The sequence below is a fragment of the Flindersiella endophytica genome, from assembly GCF_054779015.1.
The window spans coordinates 661923-682814 of sequence record NZ_BAAGYY010000009.1 but is presented as its reverse complement, the minus strand read 5'-3'; the positions used below and the strand labels follow the sequence as shown (position 1 = coordinate 682814).

Annotated in this window: 17 protein-coding genes; 8 read left to right on the top strand and 9 right to left on the bottom strand. The window is 68.6% G+C overall.

Features of this window, described 5'->3' with window-relative positions; translation table 11 throughout:
- Positions 1 to 30 precede the first annotated feature (30 nt).
- Positions 31 to 3084, bottom strand: a complete 3054-nt coding sequence (locus ACYVF6_RS08475; protein ID WP_460518156.1) for a discoidin domain-containing protein — start codon at positions 3082 to 3084, stop codon at positions 31 to 33.
- 160 nt (positions 3085 to 3244) lie between these two features.
- On the opposite strand from ACYVF6_RS08475, the gene ACYVF6_RS08470 reads away from it, so the two are divergent.
- The 5 genes from ACYVF6_RS08470 (at position 3245) to ACYVF6_RS08450 (ending at position 9748) form a co-directional block, all read left to right on the top strand.
- Positions 3245 to 5080 (top strand): hypothetical protein, encoded by a 1836-nt coding sequence (locus ACYVF6_RS08470; RefSeq protein ID WP_460518153.1) that lies wholly within the window; start codon positions 3245 to 3247, stop codon positions 5078 to 5080.
- A gap of 23 nt (positions 5081 to 5103) precedes the next feature.
- Positions 5104 to 6768: a discoidin domain-containing protein gene (locus ACYVF6_RS08465; protein WP_460518150.1), complete on the top strand. Its 1665-nt coding sequence runs from the start codon at positions 5104 to 5106 to the stop codon at positions 6766 to 6768.
- Positions 6769 to 7071: 303 nt separating this feature from the next.
- Positions 7072 to 7938 carry a CPBP family intramembrane glutamic endopeptidase gene (locus ACYVF6_RS08460; RefSeq protein ID WP_460518148.1) on the top strand — a complete coding sequence of 289 codons (867 nt, stop codon included), beginning with the start codon at positions 7072 to 7074 and terminating at the stop codon, positions 7936 to 7938.
- A complete protein-coding gene (locus ACYVF6_RS08455; RefSeq protein ID WP_460518146.1) occupies positions 7935 to 9089 on the top strand; it encodes a sensor histidine kinase in 1155 nt (384 codons plus the stop codon). The genes ACYVF6_RS08460 and ACYVF6_RS08455 overlap by 4 nt, the downstream gene beginning before the upstream one ends.
- The gene (locus tag ACYVF6_RS08450) at positions 9086 to 9748 is read left to right on the top strand and encodes a transcriptional regulator (RefSeq protein WP_460518143.1); all 663 of its coding nucleotides are present in this window, start codon (positions 9086 to 9088) and stop codon (positions 9746 to 9748) included. The genes ACYVF6_RS08455 and ACYVF6_RS08450 overlap by 4 nt, the downstream gene beginning before the upstream one ends.
- Positions 9749 to 9791: 43 nt before the next feature.
- Here ACYVF6_RS08450 and ACYVF6_RS08445 read toward each other — a convergent pair whose 3' ends face one another.
- A complete protein-coding gene (locus tag ACYVF6_RS08445) occupies positions 9792 to 10904 on the bottom strand; it encodes an acetamidase/formamidase family protein (RefSeq protein WP_460518140.1) in 1113 nt (370 codons plus the stop codon).
- Positions 10905 to 11008: 104 nt separating this feature from the next.
- Between ACYVF6_RS08445 and ACYVF6_RS08440 the strand changes: the two genes are divergently transcribed.
- Complete coding sequence (locus tag ACYVF6_RS08440) at positions 11009 to 12337, top strand: outer membrane protein assembly factor BamB family protein (protein ID WP_460518137.1); 1329 nt, start codon at positions 11009 to 11011, stop codon at positions 12335 to 12337.
- Here the strand turns inward: ACYVF6_RS08440 and ACYVF6_RS08435 are convergent.
- Positions 12262 to 12864, bottom strand: a complete 603-nt coding sequence (locus ACYVF6_RS08435; protein WP_460518135.1) for a helix-turn-helix domain-containing protein — start codon at positions 12862 to 12864, stop codon at positions 12262 to 12264. The two genes, ACYVF6_RS08440 and ACYVF6_RS08435, sit on opposite strands and share 76 nt — an antisense overlap.
- On the opposite strand from ACYVF6_RS08435, the gene ACYVF6_RS08430 reads away from it, so the two are divergent.
- Positions 12850 to 13017, top strand: coding sequence for a hypothetical protein (locus tag ACYVF6_RS08430; protein ID WP_460518132.1), 168 nt, complete (start codon positions 12850 to 12852; stop codon positions 13015 to 13017). The genes ACYVF6_RS08435 and ACYVF6_RS08430 overlap by 15 nt on opposite strands.
- Before the next feature lie 11 nt (positions 13018 to 13028).
- On the opposite strand, the gene ACYVF6_RS08425 is transcribed toward ACYVF6_RS08430, so the two are convergent.
- The 3 genes from ACYVF6_RS08425 to ACYVF6_RS08415 form a co-directional block, all read right to left on the bottom strand.
- Positions 13029 to 14618, bottom strand: a complete 1590-nt coding sequence (locus tag ACYVF6_RS08425; RefSeq protein ID WP_460518129.1) for a PfkB family carbohydrate kinase — start codon at positions 14616 to 14618, stop codon at positions 13029 to 13031.
- Between the two features lie 66 nt (positions 14619 to 14684).
- On the bottom strand, positions 14685 to 16250 hold the full coding sequence (locus ACYVF6_RS08420; protein ID WP_460518127.1) for a PfkB family carbohydrate kinase: 1566 nt from the start codon (positions 16248 to 16250) through the stop codon (positions 14685 to 14687).
- A gap of 30 nt (positions 16251 to 16280) precedes the next feature.
- Positions 16281 to 17240 carry a DUF4231 domain-containing protein gene (locus ACYVF6_RS08415; protein ID WP_460518125.1) on the bottom strand — a complete coding sequence of 320 codons (960 nt, stop codon included), beginning with the start codon at positions 17238 to 17240 and terminating at the stop codon, positions 16281 to 16283.
- Positions 17241 to 17396: 156 nt separating this feature from the next.
- On the opposite strand from ACYVF6_RS08415, the gene ACYVF6_RS08410 reads away from it, so the two are divergent.
- Complete coding sequence (locus tag ACYVF6_RS08410) at positions 17397 to 17852, top strand: iron chaperone (protein WP_460518122.1); 456 nt, start codon at positions 17397 to 17399, stop codon at positions 17850 to 17852.
- Here the strand turns inward: ACYVF6_RS08410 and ACYVF6_RS08405 are convergent.
- The 3 genes from ACYVF6_RS08405 to ACYVF6_RS08395 all read right to left on the bottom strand — a co-directional run bounded on the left by ACYVF6_RS08405 (position 17845) and on the right by ACYVF6_RS08395 (position 20839).
- Entirely contained in the window at positions 17845 to 19503 is a 1659-nt protein-coding gene (locus ACYVF6_RS08405; RefSeq protein ID WP_460518119.1) for an SMI1/KNR4 family protein, read from the bottom strand. The two genes, ACYVF6_RS08410 and ACYVF6_RS08405, sit on opposite strands and share 8 nt — an antisense overlap.
- Complete coding sequence (locus tag ACYVF6_RS08400) at positions 19504 to 20433, bottom strand: hypothetical protein (RefSeq protein WP_460518116.1); 930 nt, start codon at positions 20431 to 20433, stop codon at positions 19504 to 19506. It abuts the gene before it with no gap.
- 238 nt (positions 20434 to 20671) lie between these two features.
- Positions 20672 to 20839: a hypothetical protein gene (locus ACYVF6_RS08395; RefSeq protein ID WP_460518114.1), complete on the bottom strand. Its 168-nt coding sequence runs from the start codon at positions 20837 to 20839 to the stop codon at positions 20672 to 20674.
- Between the last annotated feature and the right edge of the window lie 53 nt (positions 20840 to 20892).

The following is a 20892-nucleotide window of genomic DNA, read 5'->3' as shown; positions in this document are numbered from 1 at the left end:
CTTCCGTCCATCGGTCCCGCCGCTGTCCGGTCAGCCCCACCCGGACAGTCCCGCGCCGTACGGATAGAGCGGGTTGCCATAGGTCGACGGCACCGGCTGGCCCGCGTCGATCCGGGCCCGGATCGCGGCGCGTTCGGCGTCAGTGGCGCCGAGGTCGTACGGCAGATCCCAGTGCTCGTTCGCATCCGGCAGCACGTCCGATCCACCGGGTCGGAGCACCTGGTCGAGACTGCGCGGCAACTGCCAGGGCAGCTTGCCGCTCGGCGCGTAGTCGCCGAACAGCAGGCTCGCGAGTGCCGGACCCATCTCCTCGCCACCGCGGTAGGTCACCACGATGGCGCCGGCCAGGCCGTCCCATTCGGTGATGACGTACGGCCTCGGCATGACCAGGACCACGACCACCGGGATGCCCTGTCGCTGGAAGTTCTGGATCAGCGCGAGCTGGTCGGCCGGCAGGTACGGCTGCTCCTTCACCCAGCTGGTCGCATGGGTGTACGAGGGCTCGCCGACCGCCACCACGGCGAGCGCGGGTGCCGGACCTGTGTCCTGGTAGACGTTGACACCGGCGGTCGCCGCGCGGGCCCGGATCGCGTCGAGGATGTTCTTCGAGCCGTACTCCTGATGGAAGTAGCTCGTCCAGATGCAGCACGCCGCCGAGTCGGTCGCGCGCGGGCCGGCGACCACGACGTTGGAGCCGGCAGCGATCCGGATCGGTAGCACGCCGTTGTTCTTCAACAGCGTCATCGCCTTTCGCGAAGCCTGGTTGGCCAGCGCCGCATCGGCAGGCGTGTGCATCCGGTACGGCCCGTTCACCGGGTCGCCGTAAGGGTTCTCGAACAGCCCGAGCCGGAACTTCAGCCGGAGGACGCGGCGCACCGCGTCGTCGATCCGGGACGCGGGCACGCCGGCGACGAACGCGCCTATGGAAAAGCCGGCCGCACCCGGGTCGGCGCCGCCCATCACGTCGGAGCCCGCGTTGGCGGCACCGATCCAGGAGCCGGAGGGCAGCCAGTCGGTCGTGATCAGGCCGGTGTAGCCGAGGTTCTGCCGCAGGTACGCCAGGATCTTCGCGCTGTCGCCCGCGCCGGGCCCCCCGGGATCGAGGTAGGAGCTGCCGGCGTACCCGGGCATGATGTTGACCGCACCGGCCTCCATCGCGGCCCGGAACGGGATCAGGTGGTACTTGATCGTGACCGCGTCGTAGGTGATCAGCGCCTCGCCGCCGGCGCCCTCGCCCGGCCAGTGCTTGACGGTCGCGAGCACCGACGCCGGGTTCAGCTCCGGGCCGCCCTGCAGTCCGGCGACGAGCGCTCGCACCTGCGCGGCGGCGACGTCGGCGTTCTCCCCGTTGCCTTCCTGGATGCGTGGGTAGAGCACCTTGGTGCCCACCTCGGCCAGCGGCCCGAGCACGCCGCGGGTGCCGACCTCCAGCTGCTCGCGCCGCTGCATGTCACCCAGCCGGTAGTCCAGTGCGTAGTCGCGCCCCGCGGCCAGCGCGCTCTGCGTCGGGTACGTCGTCTGGTAGCCGTGGATGGTGTCGCCGGCCGAGATGAACGGGATGCCGAGCCGAGTGCCGGACGCGGCGAGCAACGCGTTGTGGAGGTCCTGTGCCTGCGCCGGACCGAAGTGCCAGCCCGAACGCGGGAAGGCCTGCGCGTTGTAGAACATCTGGTACGCCTTCTCCTCCGCCGTCATCCGGCCGAGCAGGTCGTCGACCCGCGCTTCGACCGGCCGGCGCCAGTCCTCGTACGGCTCGATCGTCCCGGTCTTGTTCAGATCCCTGCTGCCGTTGACGATCGGGACGCCGTCCGCGACCGAGCTGATCGCCGGCAGATAGATGCCGAACTGCCGGACGTTCGAGGTGGTCGTCGCGCCCGAGCCGCCGACCGCGACCACGAACCACTTGTACGTCCAGCGGTCGGGCAGGTCCCAGGTCGGCGTGTAGCTGGTTGCCGTCGGCTCGGCGACCTTGGTGTACAGGTCGAGCAGGTTGCCTGCGGCCGTGAAGTCGTAGTCGGTCCGGCTGAGGTTGATCCAGACCTGGTAGCGGACCGTGCCGGCGACGCTCGCCCACGACAGCGCCGGCCTACGTGTCGTGGTGACCAACGCGTTGTCGGCGGGTGCGGAGAGCTGGAACCGGCCGGTGGTCGCCGGCGGACGGGTCGGTCCGGACAGCATCGGCGGCGTGGTCGACGAGGTGTCCACGGTGCCGAAGACCTGGAGCTCCCACAGCGAGTAGCCGTACCCGGTCGCGCGGGCGGTGCCGTACATCCGCACGTACCGGCCGGCCCCGGCGACCGCGAGGGTCTCGACTCCGCCGCGACCGGTGGTGGTCGAGTAGATCGAGGTCCAGGTGGAGCCGTCCGCGGAGACCTCGATGCGGTAGCCGGTGGCGTACGCGGCCTCCCAGGAGAGCGTCACGCCGGTGATCGCCGCGGTGCCGCCCAGGTCGACGCGGATCCACTGCGGGTCGCTGAACTGGCTGGACCAGCGCGTGGTCGTACGACCGTCCAGCGCAGCCGCGGGGGCGTTGCCGCCTTCCCAGGAAGAAGCGGCGACCGGTCTGAACTCCGAGATCGGCGTGCCGCCGGGCGTGGTGCCGAGCGTGCCGTAGACCTGCAACTCCCACAGCGAATAGCCCCAGCCGGTGGCCCGGGCGGTGCCGTACATCCGAACGTAGCGGCCGCTGCCGGACACAGCGAGCGTCTGCGTGCCCCCGGTGCCGGACGTCGTGGAGTGGACCGGTGTCCACGCCGAGCCGTTCGCCGAGACCTCGATCCGGAAGCCGGTGGCGTACGCGGCCTCCCAGCTCAGCACGACCTGCTCGATGGTGGCCGTCCCGCCGAGATCCACCTGCAGCCACTGTGGGTCGCTGAACTGGCTGGACCAGCGCGTACTCGTGCTGCCGTCGAAGGCCGCCGAGGCAGGCGTGCCGGCGTTCTCCGCCGACGAAGCGGTCGCCAGCTTGCCCTGCGACTGCAGCGTGGGTGCCGCCGCTGCCTCGCGGATCGGGACGATGGCGTTGACGCCGGTACTGACGGCCAGCGCGGCCGCGACGGCGGCGGCCAGGAAGCGTCGGGTCATGGCGAGCTCCTGTGGATGGGCCTGCGCTTGTGAGAGAGCGCTCTCTCCGATGCTCTAGTCCGATGCCGAACGAATGTCAACGATGGTCTTGACGGCGGCTTGGCCCAGGCGTATCCCATGGGAGAGAGCGCTCTCTTGCGCTTCCTGAAGGACGGCACGTATGAGACTCATGGGACACTCCATCGCATTCGGGCTGGCACTGGCGACCGCCCTCGCGACGCACACCGCGCCCGCGGCGTCCGCGGCCCACCACGCCGATCGACCAGAGCTGGATCCGAATGTCACGGTGTTCGACCCCGGCATGCCGATCGGCCGGATCCAGGCGACGCTCGACGCGGCGAACGCCGCGCAGGTGAACAACGAGATGGGCACCATCAGGCACGCCTACCTGTTCCTGCCCGGCACGTACGGCACGGCTGAGCAGCCGCTGCGGATCAGGGTCGGGTACTACACCGAGATCGCCGGTCTGGGCGCTTCGCCAACGGATGTGGTCATCAACGGCAAGGTCGAAGTCTTCAACCGGTGCCTGGAGAACGACGGCACCAGCAACTGCCTGGCGCTGGTGAACTTCTGGCGCACGCTGTCCAACCTCTCGATCGCGGTCGACACCACCGGCGACGACGGCTGCCGCGCGTCGGCCAACTTCTGGGCGGTCTCCCAGGCGGCCTCGATGCGGCGGCTGTCGATCAGCGGCGCCAACCTGTCGCTGATGGACTACTGCACGGCCGGCCCGCAGTACGCCAGCGGCGGCTTCATCGCCGACTCCCGAATGCCGTTCGTCGTGAGCGGGTCGCAGCAGCAGTGGCTGACCCGCAACAGCGAGGTGGCGGGCTGGTCCAACGGCGTGTGGAACCAGGTCTTCGCGGGCGTCACGGGTGCGCCGGACGACTCCGCGTTCCCCAACCCTCCGTACACGACGCTGCCGACCACTCCGCTGAGCCGCGAGAAGCCCTATCTCCACGTCGATGCGAGGGGTGGCTACCAGGTGCGGGTGCCGGCCGCTCGCCGGAGCACCAGCGGCACCACCTGGGCGAACGGCACGACGCCGGGCCGCTCGATCCCGCTCTCGGACTTCTTCGTCGCCAGGCCGTCGGACTCCGTTCGTACGATCAACGCGCGGCTGGCCGCGGGCAAGCACCTCCTGCTGCTGCCCGGCGGGTACGACATCGCGCGGAGCATCGAGGTCCGCCGGCCCGGCACTGTGGTGCTCGGCCTCGGGCACGCCACGCTCACCGCGGTCGACGGGTCCGTCCCGCTGGACGTGGCCGGCGTGCCGGGCGTGGTCGTCGCCGGTGTCACGATCGACGCCGGCCTTGCCGAGTCGCCGGTTCTGTTGCGCGTAGGCAGCAGGCACGGCCGCGGCTGGAGCCGACCGGACGATCCCACAACGTTGTCCGACGTGTACTTCCGCGTCGGTGGCCCGCACATCGGCAAGGCGACCATCGCGCTCGAGGTCAACAGCGACAACGTTCTGATCGACCACGCCTGGGTGTGGCGCGGCGACCACGGCGTCGAAGGTTTCTCCGACACCGAACGCTGGACCACCAACACCGGTCGCTACGGCGTCGTCGTCAACGGCGACGACGTAACGGCGACCGGGCTGTTCGTCGAGCACTTCCAGCGCTACAACACGCTCTGGAACGGCGAGCGTGGCACCACGATCCTGTACCAGAACGAGCTGCCGTACGACCCGCCCACACAGGCGGACTGGATGAACGGCGACGTCGAAGGCTATGCCGGCTACAAGGTCGGCGACCGAGTGCGCACCCACGCGGTGTACGGCGCCGGCGTCTACGTCTTCAACCGCAACAACCCCTCGATCCACACCGAGAACGGCTTCGAGGTGCCGCGGCGGCCGGACGTCCGGCTGCATCACGTCATGACGGTCAACCTCAGCGCGGGCACGATCGACCATGTTGTCAACGGCGTGGGCGAAGCGGCCGACACCAGCCGGATCGGTGTGCCTGTGTACGTCAACGACTATCCAGCTCCTTGACCCTCGTCAGGAAGGAGTACTCGATGAAACGGGCCCTCGTCATCGCGCTGGCCGCCTTGCTCGGCACGTACTTCCTCGTCAACACCGGGCCGGCGGACACCGCTGATGCTGCCGAAGCCCTGCTCTCACAGGGCCGTCCGGTGACCGCGTCCTCGACCGAGTCGAGCGCCTTCCCGGCGTCGGCGGCCGTGGACGGCAACCTCGGCACGCGCTGGTCCAGTGCGTTCAGCGATCCACAGACGCTGCAGGTCGACCTCGGCTCGTCCGTGCCACTCACCCGGGTCGTGCTCACCTGGGAGACGGCGTACGCGCGGGCGTTCACGATCCAGGTCTCGGCCGACGGCACGAACTGGACCACCGTGCACACCACGACGGCCGGAACGGGTGGCGTGCAGACCCTCACCGTCTCAGGCACCGGGCGGTACGTCCGGTTGAACGCGACGCAGCGCGCGACGCAATGGGGCGTTTCGCTGTGGGAGTTCCAGGTCTACGGCGACACCGGCGGGACGGGTGGCAGCGGGCTGCTGTCGTACGGCAAGCCCGCGGTCGCTTCCTCGTCCCAGAACGACGGCTCCTGCTTCGAGTGCACGCCGGCGAGGGCGTTCGACCACGACCCGGCGAGCCGCTGGGCCACCAGCGCGACCACCGGCTGGGTGGATCCGGGCTGGATCTACGTCGACCTCGGCGCCACGGCCACGATCCAGCAGGTCGTCCTGCAATGGGATCCGGCGTACGCGACCGCCTACCAGATCCAGGTCTCGCCGAACGCCGGGACGTGGACAACGATCTACTCCACGACCAGCGGGCGTGGCTTCAAGGAGACGCTCAACGTCTCGGGCACCGGGCGCTACGTGCGGATGTACGGCACCGCGCGCTCCGGACCGTACGGCTATTCCCTGTGGGAGTTCCAGGTGTACGGCACCGGCGGCAACCCGACCTCGCCACCGTCGCAGCCGCCGGACCCGGCGTTCCCGGCGACGCGCCTGGTCTGGAGCGACGAGTTCAACGGCGCGGCCGGCACCCGGCCGGACGCGGCGAAGTGGACGATCGATCCGGGGACAGGGCAGAACAACGAGCAGCAGTACTACACCGACAACGCCAACGCGCAGCTGGACGGCACCGGCTCGCTGGTGATCGAGGCGCGGCGGGAGAGCGCGGGCGGCCGGGAGTACACCTCGCACCGGATGAACACCAGCAACAAGCTCCACGTGCAGTACGGCCGGATCGAGGCGCGAATCAGAGTGCCGAAGGGCAACGGGCTGTGGCCTGCGTTCTGGATGCTCGGCGCCGACTTCCTGAACGGGCGGCCGTGGCCGTACTGCGGCGAGGTCGACATCATGGAGGTGCTCGGGCGCAACACGACGCAGACCTACGCGACGCTGCACGCACCCGCGTACAACGGCGGCGGGGGTTACGGCCAGGTGCTGACGGGCGCGGACCTGTCGGCCGGCTTCCACGTCTGGTCGGTCGAATGGGACAGCCAGCACATGACGTTCCGCCTGGACGATCAGGTGGTGTTCGTCGCCAGCAAGTCGACGGCGGAGACGACCCGCGGACCGTGGATCTTCGACCATCCCTTCTACATCATCCTCAACCTCGCGGTCGGCGGTGACTTCCCCGGGCCGGTGGACGGCACCACACCGTTCCCGTCCCGGATGTACGTGGACTACGTTCGCGTCTACCAGTAGGCGCTTTGGCCGAAATCGGTCCCGGGTCGTGGGGAGGTGTGGACAGCGTGGTCCGGCCACGCCAGGCTTTGACCCGAGGTCCTCTCCGCCTCCCCAAGCGGAGGGCCGATTGGGTGGATGCGGGGACTGCTCGCCTTGGACGGTACCCAGAGCAGTCCCCGCATCGTCCTGTCCGCCGGATCCCTTGTCCCCCGTGCGAGCTACGCGCAGGTGTCCACCGCGAGGTGACGACTCCCGTCCGCTTGATCCGTAGCGTCCTACGCAGCCGTGGCGCTCGGCCCCGGAGTTGGCGAAGGAGCCCTCGTGAAACTCGTACTCAGGCTGGTCCTGCAACTGGTCGCTGTGATGGCGGTCGCCTTCCTCGGTGGGCAGGGACTCGCAGCAGCGGAAGGGAATCCGTGGCTCACGCTCGCCGTCGGCGTGGGCACAGCGGTGGTCGCGGTGCTCGTTTACGGGCTGGCCGTCCGGCTGACCGAGCGCCGGCCCGTCACGGAGGTGGGCCGGAAGGGCGCCGTGCCGGCGGTCGGCCTCGGAACGTTGCTCGGCGTGGGGATCTTCGGCTGTGTCATCGCGAACATCGCGTTCCTCGGCAACTACACGGTCGACGGGCTGGGCTCGCCGATGGGTGCCGTCGGGCTGGTCGGCTTCATGGCGGCCGCGGCCGTGACGGAGGAGCTGATGTTCCGCGGCGTGCTGTTCCGGATCGTCGAGGAACGCGCCGGTACGTGGATCGCGCTGGTGGTGACCGGGCTGCTGTTCGGGCTGTCGCACCTGCTGAACCCCAACGCCAGCCTGTGGGGCGCCCTCGCGATCGCGCTCGAGGCCGGCGGCATGCTCACCGCCGCGTACGTCGCGACGCGCAGGCTGTGGGTGCCGATCGGCCTGCACCTCGGCTGGAACTTCGCCGCGGCGGGCATCTTCAGCACCGAGGTCTCCGGCAACGGAACGCCGCAGGGACTACTGGACGCCGCGACGTCCGGGCCGATGCTGGTGACCGGCGGCGAGTTCGGACCGGAGGGAAGCCTGTACTCCGTGGTGTTCTGCGTGCTGGCCGCGGTCGTGTTCCTGTTGGTGGCCCGCAAGCGCGGCCGGCTGGTGCCCCGCGGAGGCCGGAGGCGCCAAGCGGCCGAGGTCGCACAGGCCGACGTCGCCACTACGCTTCCCCGGTGACCAGACTTCGGCGGATCCCGGAGCTGTGGCGCCGGCTGGACGTCACGGTCCGGGATCTCCCGCTCGCACTGCTGCTCGTCGTAATGTCGTTCCTGCCGGTGCTCCGCGGTCACGAGACGCAGGTCGGCGACCTGCCGGCCCGGCCGCTCGACGCGCTGGCGATGGTGGTGCTCGCGGTCGAGTGCCTGCCGCTGGCCATCCGGCGGCGGTGGCCGGCTGTCAGCCTCGCCCTGGTGTCGACGGGCTTCCTGGTCGCCGAGCTCTTCAGCTATCACATGGTCGCGGGCACGGCGTTGCCGATCGCGGTGCTGAGTGCCGGCGCGCACGTGGAACGGTATCGACGCTCGGCCGTGGCGATCCTGACCGCCGCGTACGTGGCACTGGCGGTCGTACTCGACCGGCGCGGCTCGACCGAGGGCCTCGACGGGTTCGTGGCGGTCTACCTGATCCTGGCGGTCGCCTGGTGCATCGGGGCCTGGTTGCGCTCGACCCGGGCGGCCGAGGCGGAGCGCCGCCGGCTGGTCGCCGAGGCCACCCGGACGGCCGAACGCGCCCGGATCGCACGCGAGCTGCACGACGTCGTGACGCATCACGTGACGGCGATGGTCGTACAGGCGGAGGCGGCGCGGTATCTCACGGCCGCGCCCGAACGCCTGGACCAGACGCTGACGGCCGTCACCGACACCGGGCGGCGCGCCATCACGGACCTGCGGCACCTGCTGGACTTGCTGAATCCGGACCACGGCTCCGGCGGCAGGACGCCGCCGGTCGGCCGGCTGCACACGCTCGTGGAGCAGACCCGCCGGGCCGGCCAGCCGGTGGAGTTTCTCGAAGAGGGCGCGCCGGCGGAGTCAACCGGCAGCGGCGACCTCGTGGCGTACCGGGTCGTGCAGGAAGGGCTGACGAACGCGCTCAAGTACGCACACGGCAGCCGTACCTCGGTGCGGGTGCGCCACGGCGAAAGGGAAATCACCGTGGAAGTCAGCACGGACGGCTCCGGTTCGCCGGCCGGAGTCCCCGGCGGAAGCGGCCGTGGGCTCGCCGGCCTCCGCGAACGTGTCGGCGTCCTCGGCGGCGACTTCAGTGCGGGCCGGCAGACCGATGGCGGCTTCGTCGTACGGGCCCGGATCCCGGCGGAGAGCCAGTCGTGACCGCGCCGATCCGCGTCCTCATCTGCGACGATCAGCTGCTGATCCGCACCGGCCTGTCGACGATCATCGACGCCCAGCCCGACCTCGACGTGGTTGGTGAGTGCGGCGACGGCCAGGCGGCGATCGAGCTGGCCGGCCGCGTGTCCCCCGACGTCGTGGTGATGGACGTACGCATGCCCGTACTCGACGGCATCGAGGCGACCCGGCGGCTGGCCGGCTCCGGCGTACCTCATCCGGTGAAGGTGCTCGTGCTGACGACGTTCAACCTGGACGAGTACGTCTACGAGGCGCTGCGGGCGGGCGCGAGCGGCTTCCTGCTGAAGGACGCGCCGCCGGCCCAGCTGCTCCACGGAATCCGCACCGTGGCCGGCGGTGCGGCGCTGCTGGATCCGGAGGTGACACGCAAGCTGGTGGGCAGGTATGCCGCCCGGATCCGGCCGGCCGAAGGCACCTCGCCTGGCGACACCCCGTTGACGCCTCGCGAGCTGGAAGTGCTCCTGCTGATCGCGGACGGCCTGTCCAACAGTGAAATCGCCGAGCGACTGGTGATCAGCCAGGAGACCGTGAAGACGTTCGTGTCGCGGATCCTCACCAAGCTCCAGCTCAGGGACCGCGTGCAGGCAGTGGTCTACGCCTATCGCCGGGGCCTGGTCGCCTGACGCTCACCGGCGGCGCGTTCTGGCCGGCGCGCACGTCCGTTCGTCAGGTGCGGCGCCTGAAGACACGCTTCGGGATGTGGCCGGTGACGACCTGGGTACGGTCGACGACCTCGGCGGCGTGGTAGTTGACCGCGATCGAGGCCAGGGAGTAGGCCTTCGGCACTGTCAAGCCCTGGGTGGCAACGAGGAACTCGATCGTCTGCTCCACCGCGATCCGCATCGCGCGGTCGAGATCCCAGTGGATGCCCATCACGATCCAGTGGCCGGCGTTCTCGGCCCACGGCAGCTCGGTCACGAGATCCTTCCGCACGGTGATGCGGAACGTACCGCTCATCGAGTGCTCGACGGCGGTGCCGCTGACCTCGCCGTCGCCCTGGCAGCTGTGCGGATCGCCGATGAAGATCTGCGCGCCCGGCTGGAAGACCGGCAGGTAGAGCGTCGAACCGGTGGTGAGGTCGCGCACGTCGAGGTTGCCGCCGAACTTCCCCGGCGGCGTCGAGCTCTGCACCCCGGTGGGGGGCGGCGGAGCGTCCTCGGTGTCGCCGATGTACTCACCGGCCAGCGGCGCGACCGCCATCACGCCCATGAACTTGTGCGTGGGAACGAGGATGTCGTCGGCGACGAAGACGACCTCCTCGCCGTCGTGCAAGCCGGTCCGGTAGAGGTGAGCGTGCACGTCGCGCCAGACGCCGGCCGGCTCGCCGGCAGGAAAGCCGAGCCCCGTGTCGCCCTGGCGCCAACCCGGATAGTGCTCGGCCAGCACTCCGCCGGCCGCAAAGGTGTTGTTGAAGCCGTACGGCACTCGCGTGTCCAGCTCGAGGACCTCGATCGCGACCGTGTCGCCCGGCTCGGCCCCTTCGACGTAGATCGGGCCGGTCATGACGTGCCCGCCGTAGTGCCGGCCGGTCGCCTCGCGCTCGGCCAGCGTCTCCCAGAACGCCAGGCCGTCAGGCAGGATCTCGTCCGGCGAGATGTCGAAGATCCCGAAGTAGTCGCGCGGATCGACCTCGGGGTTGGTGAACCACTGCTGGGACAGGGTTTCGACGCGTACGGTCTCCCCCGACCGCATCGTGACCCCCGGCTCCCAGCCGATCGGGAAGCCGCCCCAGTGCAGGTTGTCCGGCGTGGACCTGAGGTGGTGGTCGCTGGTTGGCATGCCTCATGCTCCCACCGCTCCGGGCTGGGAGGGGTCCCAGATCGACTGGGGTGCAATGGACCCTCGATCCGTACGAGGGCCGGTGCACCGGCCGAGGAGGACCGATGCGAAACCCGCCACGCAGGACAGCCGCGGCCGCGCTCCTGGTGACCGCTGCGCTCGCGACGGCGGCAGCAGCAGGCTGCAGCGGCGACGAGGCTCCGGCGCGAGAGCCCGCTCGGCCGGAGCGAACCGCGCCGCGGCTGGATCTCAGTGGTGACCCGAAGGCGCCGCCGGCGCTGGCGTTCGACCTCAAGCCGCTGCGTACGATCCCGGTCGGCCGGATGGAGACGCCGCCTGTCACGCTGTACGGCAAGGCGGTCTGGATCGCCGACGAGGCCGGCCTGACGATGGTCGACGCGACCAACGGCCGGACCGTCACCCGGATCAAGCCTCGGCACAAGCCGCTGTACGAGGCCGCCTCGCCCGCGAAGCTGACCAAGGACGAGGGCGAACAACTGCAGTATCGCGTGCTGCCGCCGCAGGTCACGCGGATCGACGGTGAGCCGGCCGCGCTCGCCGTCGTACCCGTCGAGCTCGAGCCGCGGGGCAGCGGAACGCCGCAGCACGGCTTCGAGGTGATCGCGGCCGGCGCCGCCGACGGCAAGGTGCTCTGGCGGCTGCCGATCGACGTCGACGGCGAGCCGGAGGGCAGGCTCGGCGCCTCCGTCTGGCGGCCGCCGTACGACGGCAAGGCAGCCTTGCAGTGGACGATCGACGGCGGACTGCGCGGCACGATCGTGATCGGCCTGGACAAGCCGCGCGTGCTGTGGCAACGCACCGACTTCGAGCTGATCGACGGCTACGCGGACGCCGTGGTCGGCTTCCGCGACAACGGCGACGACACGTACTCCGTCTCTGGAGCGAGCCTGGAAGACGGCCGCGACCTGTGGACGCTGCCCGACCTGACCGGCGCGATCTCGGCCGGAGGCCGGTACGACGAGGGCTACGGCGGCGGGCCCTGGACCCTGGTGAAGGACGATTCGGGGGTTGGCCTGGTCGAGACCACAACCGGGCGAACCGCTCTCAACGCGGACGCCGGGCTGAACAAGGACATGACCTGCGGGCTGCGCGAGGGCGGCACCGCCGTGCTGTGCGCGTCGAAGCAGGCCGGCGCGCTCGCCCTGGACGTCAAGTCCGGCAAGGTGCTGTGGCGCCGGCAGCCCGGCAACGGGCCTGGCCGGTGGAGCGGCACGGTCTCGACGATCGCCGCGAACTACGCGTACGTCGACCGTCCCGGCGGGCCGGCCGTCGTCGACGTTCGTACCGGAAAGGTCGCAGGCGCGCGTCCCGGCATCCTGCCGGATCGGGCCAACGCCTATGCGGGACTGGTCTTCACCGGCACCGACGTCGAGATCCACCTGGCGGAGACGGCGGAAGGTGGGCGGTCATAGGGCGTCCTCCGGACCGGTGAAGAAGGCAGCGGTCTGGTCGTCGGCCGGGTAGTACGCCTCGATGGTGAGCTCGGCCAGCGTGATGTCGAGCGCAGTAGCGAACGAGGTGGTGGTCGAGGCGGAACACCATCGGGATCTCGTCGAGGTTGACGTCGGGCGGCGCGAAGCCCCCTTGGGTCCAGCCCGACGCGCACCAGGTTGACCGGCGGCCTCAGCAGGTCGGGCGCGGCGCTCGCGAAGAACGGGCCGGCGGCGCGGTTGGCCAGCACGACGTTCCACCGTCGGTCGAGAACGATCGCGGGATACGGCTCGTGGGCATGCAGCACCCTGGTGTTCGCTTCCTTGGCAGCCGCCAGCGCGGCACCGTCGAGCGGCAGCTCGGCATACCGTGGCGCGAACCCGGCGGCGAGCAGGGGCTGGTTGCGGTCACGTAGCGGCACGTCGAGCTTCTCGGCCAGGCGCAACACCATCTCGGCGCCCGGCCTGGTCTTGCCGGTCTCGACCAGGCTGATGTGCCTGGCCGACACTCCCACCGCCACCTCCCCGATTCGGGCCCCGCGATCGCCGTCGTCGATATCTGGCGCTTCGACAACGGCCTGATCGCCGAAGCCTGGGAGATCATCGAGCCCCTCGCCGACGCACCGGCCAACCTGCTGTGGTGGCAGCCCGCCGAGCGCTGACGAACGATGGGCTACTCCTTGGCGGCGTTTCCGAAGCCCAGCGACCTCATCATCTCGTCGAGACGGTAGAAGGCACGATTGATGCCGTTGTGGGGAAACGGGATGGTGTAGGGCTTCGCGGCCGATGGAACGAAGTCGCAGCCTTCCTCGGCGAGAACCAGCGCCCTGTCGAAGCCGTGCCTGCCCTGGAACAGGCCGACTTCATGAATCACGTTCTGACGGGCCAGTCGCCGGCCGTCACTCTCGAAATCCTCAGCGGTGAGTACGCAGATCGCGAAGCTGCACCTTTCCAAGTAGCCGGACAGCGCATCCGTAACTTGGCGACCTCCCCAGGAATAGCTCTCGAACGAGTAGACCGGAAGTTTGAACCGATCCTCGACGAACCGTTGAACGGCGAGCCACTCGGCGTTGGCTCCGTGTGCGATGAAAACTCCCGTTGGCCACGGGCCGGTGCTTCGCTGCTGGTCCAGAGAACGGATGAACTCCTGAGTGACCTTGGCGAACTGCGCATGCCCAGCCGTACCCACATAGCGAAGCTTGTGACTGGCAAGCCGCATGCCCAGCAAGGATCCCAACTCGATCTTGAACTTGTTACAAGCAAGCACTGTCAGGAGACCGGCGGCGAAGATGTCGCCGGCGCCGGTGGCATCGTCGATGTCGTCCGCGCCGAGAGGGATCTGTGGATAGAAGTCACTGGCAAGGCGGTCGTCCTCCGTGCGATAGGACCAGATGCCGCTCGGGCGTTTGACGACGACCACACCGCGTCCACCTCCCAGCCTTTCCAGCAAACGCGCGGCCACGTCCTCGTCCGGCTCGTCCGGCTCGTCCGGCTCGTCCGGCTCGTCCGGCGCGTCCGGCGCGTCCGGCGCGTCCGGCGCGTCCGGCGCGTAACGACCGAACTCGCGAAACTCCCGATAGTTGAGGAGTAGATAGTCACTGACGCCAAGAATTCCTTCTATCTCCGGTGTGGGGTCCACGCTCCAGACATGTCCTGGGTCGAAGCAGACCACCGTCTCCGGATTCTCTTGCTTCACGGCCTTCAGCACGGCGAGCAGGCGCCCAGCCGACCGGCTGTCGAGGAAGGAGGTCACATGGACGACGCGGGCACCGGCCAGATAGGTCACGAGGTCGGCGAACTCGCGGTCGAGATAGTCGGCCATGAGCTCGTTGGCGCCGCCATGCGTAAGCAAGGTGCGGTCTCCGTCTTCGGTGAACGAGAAGCAGATGCCGCACAAGCGCTCCTTCTCCTGGCGGACGAACCGGCGATCTATTCCGAGCGCGTCGAACTGCTCCAGGCACGACAGCCCGATCACAGGAACCCGTCCCGCCACACCGACGTATCCGAGCCGAAGACCGACCTGAGTCTGGGCAATAGCATGGATAGCGTTGAAAGCGGATCCGCCAAGTGACGTAACCGGGCGACCCGAACTGCTCGCGGCGAGAGCCGCGTGGATAACCTGCTCGTCCACGGACAGTTCGGTTCCCGGTTCTAGTCGCTGTCCTGTGTTCTCGACGATCCGCCGCACCCGCTCCGCCAACGAGTGCGGAGGCATCCGCTTCTTCTCCAGCCTGCCGGCGCCGGCGATGTAGTCGAGATTCAACGCCCGATGCCGACAACGTCTAGCTCGAACTTCTCGGAGTCGATTCCGCCGAGGCGGAGAGCAAGCTCAGACACGCCGACCACCTCCACGCCGCATGATGCCCTCTCTGAGCAACATGCGCTCCAGCTCTATGAACGTGCTTTCCACCTGGCCTGCCGGAAAGTCGAGCCGGATCAGTCCGGCGATGTTCGAGAACGTGTCGCACCCTTCCTCGGCAAGCAGCGCAACGCGACCGAAGCCGTACCGGCCCTGGAAGACACCTGCCTGGTGGACGATGTTCTGATCTACGCTCGCCCGCCCGTCTATCGCCGCGGATGCCGAGCTGAGCAGGCACACGGCGAAGCTGCATCGGGCCAGGTAGTCCCGCATCAGATGGGGCCAGTCCTCCTCGCCGACCTCAGCCGAATTCAACTCACAGACGCGCAGGCCACAGTCGAGCTCGATGAAACGTCGAACCGCTTGCCGCTGGTGGTTCTCGTCGTGCATGACAAACACGCTCGACGACTGCTGCTCGCCAGGTCCTGTCAACCGCTCGGTTCGGCGGAGAAATCCCTTGCTGAGATCGGGCAGCGCGGAGTGCCGATCCGCACCTTGGCGCTCCAGGGTTTCCCGGGCGAGACTGAGACCCAGAACCGCGCCGAGCTCGACTTGGAGCCGCCGCGAGGTGAGCGACGCCAACACAGCCGCTGCGAAGACATCGCCTGCCCCTGTCGCATCCTCGAGCTCGGTCTCCCGCATCGGACGTCGCATCTGGAAGCGATGGGCGATCACACCGCGAGGCACGGCACGGAACGCTTCCACGAAGTCATACCGTTTCGTGACGAAGATCGAGCAGCCATCAGCGCATCTGGCCAGCACCTTCTTCGCGATCGAATCATCGGACTCGCCGGGCGTGTAGCGTCCCAGTGCCTTGAACTCCCGATAGTTGACGAACACCAGGTCAGCAAGCGCGAGGATCCCGGCGACGGCCCGGCTGGGATGCTCGGACCAGTCGAAGCCCGGATCGAAACTTACCCGAAGCAGCTTGTTCAACCTCTTCGCCAACGTCAGGACCTTCAACACCGCACCAGGAGTCTCGTGGTCCAAGAAGGACGTGACATGGACATAGCGTGCCGTCGCGAGGTATGCCGCGAGAGCATCGAGGTTGCGGTAGATGTGACCGCTCACCTCGAAGTTCGCACCGGGGTGGATGAGCATGACCCGGTCGGTGTCATCGATGTACGAGAGGCACAGCCCGGAGTGCCACTTCGGGCGCTCGCCGACCCAACGATGATCAATGCCCAACTCCTCCATCTGGCCGACGAACGACAGTCCCGGTGCTTCTACCCTGCCGACCACGCCGACATAACCTAGACGTACGCCGACTCCCATCTGGGCCAGGGCGAATATGGTCAACCAGGCGGATCCGCCGAGTGAGTAGCCCAATGACGCCGCCCCGAGCAACTGCATCGCTGCGGTGATGGTCTGCAGGTCAACCGGGCCTTCGCGATTCCACTCGAACCGAGCGGTGGATTCGGTCACCCGTTCCGCCATGCTTTGCGACATTCGTGAGGCACTGGCGATGCAGTCGATGTTCAGAGCACCTAATCCTATGATGTCTGGTGGGCAATGAGCGGCTGGCGAGTCGTTCACGAATCTCACCTCCCTCTCGCCAACGGACCTTCAGGCGAGCCCGTGTGAAGCGCGCCAGGTCGTGTGCTCGCGACTGATCGCCGCCTCGGCATCCGCTACGGCCGCGGCCCAGTCCCGCTCGTTGTGCCTGTACTGGAGCAACTCGAAGATCACGCTCAACTCGTGAGTAGCGACGGCGTAGGCATGAGTCGTCGCCGTGTGCTGACGCGCGGCACCCCAGGCGGCAATTCCCGCAATTGAGGCGGCCACGATCCCCGCAAGATCAAACGAAACCAACCCGATCGCCTTGCTCAGAGCAGCTATGACTCCCGTGACTTCCAGGATGAGGGAGAGGGAACGGTAGACAGCTGCCCGCGTGCTGTGGTGACGAGCTTTGGCGCTGTACCACTGCTGTTGGGCCAGAATCCGGTCGTCGAGATAGACGCGCTTGCGGTCGTCGAGCGGAGCGCCTCGAAGTTCGCGCATCCGTTCGCTGATCGCGCCGGCCGTCGTGGCCGCCGCCGAAACTTCCGGCAGGTCACGCTGAAGGTCTTCCATCCGCTTGACGAACAAGCGGTCCGCCTCGGCCGCGGGAGTGACGGCCCGGACAGGAAACGGTGCGCCGCCCACTGCATACCGCCAGGTCAGTGTCTTGACCGACTCCGCGAGTGCGCGGCCTTTGTACCAAGCGGCTCCAGAGCGGCTGGTGGCGATGGCCACATGGATGACCATCGATCCCACAAATGCGAGCGCGGTAAGGAGGGCGGCGATGTCAGTGCCGGCAGGCCCGACTCGCACAGTGAAAGCCGCCGCCGCGGCGGCCAGGACTCCGAGCAGTAGCCGCGCCTTCAACGACCGAAGATATGACGTCTGTCCCTTGATCGACGCCCGATCGGCGGACTGGAACAGGCCCGGATAGTCCGTTACGCGCAGACCGCCCCCGCCACTCGCTCGCTCCACGCTGGCCTCCCACCGCGTGCGCAGTCCATATTTGGCCTGGACATTGCCCACCCCGAGTATCGGTATGCAACCACGGTAGCTGCTCCGGAAGATCAATATCTCGCTCGCCGTCAGGAGACGGGCGACTGGTCAGGAATCGAGAAGCCGCGAACGGGGATGCTTCCTAGCATTGAGGTCGTCCAGCAGGAAACGCACAGGGAGATCACGATGGCCGCCACGAAGAAGAACGCCGCCGGTGGGAAGTCCTACGACGGGTTCACCGAGGAAGAACGCGCGGCGATGAAGGAGCGCGCCAAGGAGCTGAAGACGAAGGCGAAGCGCTCCGGCAAGGCCAACGGCGAAGCCGAGCTGCTCGAGAAGATCGCCGAGATGCCGGATGAGGATCGCGTGATCGCCGAGCGGATTCATGCGATCGTGCAGGAGAACGCTCCGGACCTCACGCCGACGACGTGGTACGGCCAGCCCGCGTACTCCTTGGACGGCAAGGTCGTCTGCTTCTTCCAGAGCTCGGCGAAGTTCAAGACGAGATACTGCACGCTCGGCTTCAACGAGCGGGCCAACCTCGACGAGGGAACGATGTGGGCGACCGCGTTCGCGCTGACGGACCTGAGCCCGGCGGACGAAGCGAGGGTTGCCGAGCTGGTGCGGAAGGCAGCTAGCTGAACCTGCCCTTGAACGTGCGTACGTCCGCGGCATCGCCTGCCAGCCGGCCGGCCCAGGTGACTGCGTCGTCCAGGGTCGGGCGAGGGCTCTTGTAGGCCTTGTCGAACGACCAGAACAGCTTGCGTTCCTGCAGTGGTTCCTCCGCCAGCTCGGCAACGGCCAGCGCCGGCGGCAGGGCCTCGCGGGCCGGCCGGAGCGAGTCCCACTGCGGGCGTCGCAGCTTGAGGTGGCGAAGCCCTGTCAACTCGCGCAGGACGGTGAGATCCGCGAGCGGCGCGCCGGACAGATCGAGCGAGTACAAGCGGAAACACGATCGCAGTGGCGTCAGGTCGACGGGTTTCTCGGTGTGGAGTACGACTTTCCGCAGTGTCGGATGCCCTGTCAGCCCGGCCAGATCAACCGTCACCAGGTCGAGATCGAGCACCTCGACCGGCGCCTCGAGCAGCGGCGAGAGGTCGGCGCCAGGGCAGTTCTTCGCCGAGACCTGCCACAACGCGGGCGCGTGCCGCACCGGCCCGAGGTCGACCCACGGTGCGTTGGAGATCGTCAGCTCGCGGATCTCCGGCCGCATGCCGCGCACCGGCGCCGCGGCCATTCCGGTGACCGAGAGCACGCACGTCTCGTCGTAGGAGCGCTTGTACTGCTCCACGTCGCCCGCGTTGATCCACAAGCCGCCGTCGTCACGGCGGAACGATTCGGGATCCGTCAGCGCCGAGACCTGCCTGCGCAGCAAGGTGGTCACGGAGTCGGCGACGTAGGCCGGACCGTCGTGGGAGCGGCCGACGAGGATCACCTGGCCCGGTCGGCCGCGCGGGCCGGGCGCCAGGTCGACCGCGAGATAGTCGCCGAACGTGTTGGTGGCGAACGGGATCCACGCGGGATGGTCCTCCACCCGCCGGATCGTCAACGGGGGGCCGTACTCGTGGACGAACGAGCCGTCGACGTAGCGCCGCCAGCCTCGCCGGACCCACCAGCGGGCACCGGGGTCGGCGAGCTCCGCCAGCATCTCCAGGCCGAACCAGCCGTACCCATGCAACAGGCCGCGCCCGCCGTCGCCGTCCGCGGCGGCGTACAGGGCCTGGAGATCCCGCGGCAGCGCCACGCCGAGCTCGCCAAGCAGCTCCTCCCGATCGGCGGCCGGCAGCGGAGGCGGCAGCTCCAGCGACGCGTCCGAACCAAGCACCTCGTCGAGCCGGCGTACGAACGTCCCGAGCAGCGCGACCGCTTCCTCGGGATCGCCGGCCTCCGAAGCGTCCGGCCCGGGATGCGGCTCACCGGCCGGCGGCGGCGTGGACTCCGGATCGAGTACATACCGGAAGCCCCGCCGCTCCACCTCCGACCGGTCGAGCCGCTCGGACAGCACCGCCTGGAAGCGGCCACGAGCGTCGACTTCGAGCTCGACCGTGAGGTGATCGCCCGCATCCAGCAAGGTGTGCAGCTCGCGCAGGCCGCCGAACACGTCGATCGCGTCCGGGTCGTAGGAGCCGAGCGCGCGCGGCGCGTACCAGAAGCCGCGATGGCCGGCGGCGCCCGATCCGGTCGCGTACCCGCGGAGCACGGCCTGCTTCCAGCCGCGCGGCGCGCCGGCCGCGATCTCACGGGCCAACGCCGCGAGCCGGACCGTGACCGCGCCCTCCCACTGCTCGCTCACTCAGCTGCGGTTGCTGAGCAGCGCGAGCGCGAGCTTGTGCTGGTCCTGCGACGGCGGCCGCGTCCAGGTGACGCCCTTCATGCCCTGGTCGAGCATCCGCGCCATCACGACCGACAGGACGTCCTTCGGCTCCGCCTGCTGCATGTGCGGCCTGGCCTCGCGGTACTCGTCGGCCACCCGCTCGAAGCAGAACATCAGCGTGTTGATGTGCTTGCTCTTCTCCGCTTCGGCCCGCTCGAACGCCGCGACGTACTGCGGGTTCTCCGGACGCATGACTTCCTTCATGACGTCCAGCCGGTTGTTGAGCGGTGCCGGCTCGTCGGCGTGGGAGAGGGCGTCGTCGTACATCTGGCTGACGTACTCAGGCTCCTTGACGAGCACGCCCATCGTGGCGTAGCCCTTGTCCTCGTCGGCGTAGCCTCCGGCGAACGCGTGGTCGACACCCTGCGCGTGCGTCGCGGACATCACGGCTTCGGTGAAGGCGTACTTGTCCATCCCGTCGATCTCCTCGACGTCCTCGCCCATCCATTCGTCGTTGTAGTACAGAACTCCGTCGCCCTCGGACTGCGTGGCCCGGTCGATCAACTCGTGGACGGCGCGCGCCGGGTCCTGCATCGCGGCCGGGCCCATCGCTGCGAACTGCTCGGTCATCGAGAACAGCGAGATCAGCATCATCGGGCTGTAGACCCGCAGGATTCCCTCCTCCCGCTTGGGATAGCAGCCACCCTCGTTGTCGTCGAACGCCTCGAGCCCAGCCATGAACGCCTTCTCCTGCTCGGGCGTCAGCGTGAGCTCCCAGCCATACTTCTGCTCGACGTGGAACTTGTAGAAGTCCTCGCCCTTCAGCGGATCGCGGATCTTGAAGAACCACACGGCGAATCCGGCGACAGCGAGCACAAGTACACCCAGCACGACAAGCACAACCACCACGCGCGTACACCTCCCAGTGCGACGAAACAGGTCAGACCCCGAACCCGGCACCCTAGGGCAAAGCGCCAAACATCCGCCAAACGTCACTCCGGCCGGCTGCCCGGGAACTGGGCGTAGTCGGCTCGCGCCTCGTCGAGAGTCTGCTCACGGGCGCGGCCGTGGAACCGGCGCTGCAGCAGCACGGCGGGACCGTACGCCTCGTCGTCGCCGGCGGGGATTCCGAGTGCCCGCAGGTACGTCAGGAGCAGGTCGCGGTCGAACGGTCGCTGATCCGGCGTGCCTGATAGCGGCCGACCGCCTCGAAGTCGAGCACCTCACCGCTGGCATCCCACTGCCACCGCCCGTCGGTCGCGGTCGCCGAGATCGACCGGATGTACATCAGCGGCGGCTCACCGGACGGGCCCATCAGCTCCAGCTGGGTCTGCGTGTGGCCAGGCCCGTAACGGGGAGCGTGACTGG

Bases quoted from the DNA above. Each gene is read 5' to 3' on its own strand.
- ACYVF6_RS08470 (WP_460518153.1), top strand. From the start codon at position 3,245: ATGAGACTCATGGGACACTCCATCGCATTCGGGCTGGCACTGGCGACC.
- ACYVF6_RS08465 (WP_460518150.1), top strand. From the start codon at position 5,104: ATGAAACGGGCCCTCGTCATCGCGCTGGCCGCCTTGCTCGGCACGTAC.
- ACYVF6_RS08410 (WP_460518122.1), top strand. From the start codon at position 17,397: ATGGCCGCCACGAAGAAGAACGCCGCCGGTGGGAAGTCCTACGACGGG.
- ACYVF6_RS08475 (WP_460518156.1), bottom strand. From the start codon at position 3,084: ATGACCCGACGCTTCCTGGCCGCCGCCGTCGCGGCCGCGCTGGCCGTC.
- ACYVF6_RS08440 (WP_460518137.1), top strand. From the start codon at position 11,009: ATGCGAAACCCGCCACGCAGGACAGCCGCGGCCGCGCTCCTGGTGACC.
- ACYVF6_RS08395 (WP_460518114.1), bottom strand. From the start codon at position 20,839: ATGGGCCCGTCCGGTGAGCCGCCGCTGATGTACATCCGGTCGATCTCG.
- ACYVF6_RS08445 (WP_460518140.1), bottom strand. From the start codon at position 10,904: ATGCCAACCAGCGACCACCACCTCAGGTCCACGCCGGACAACCTGCAC.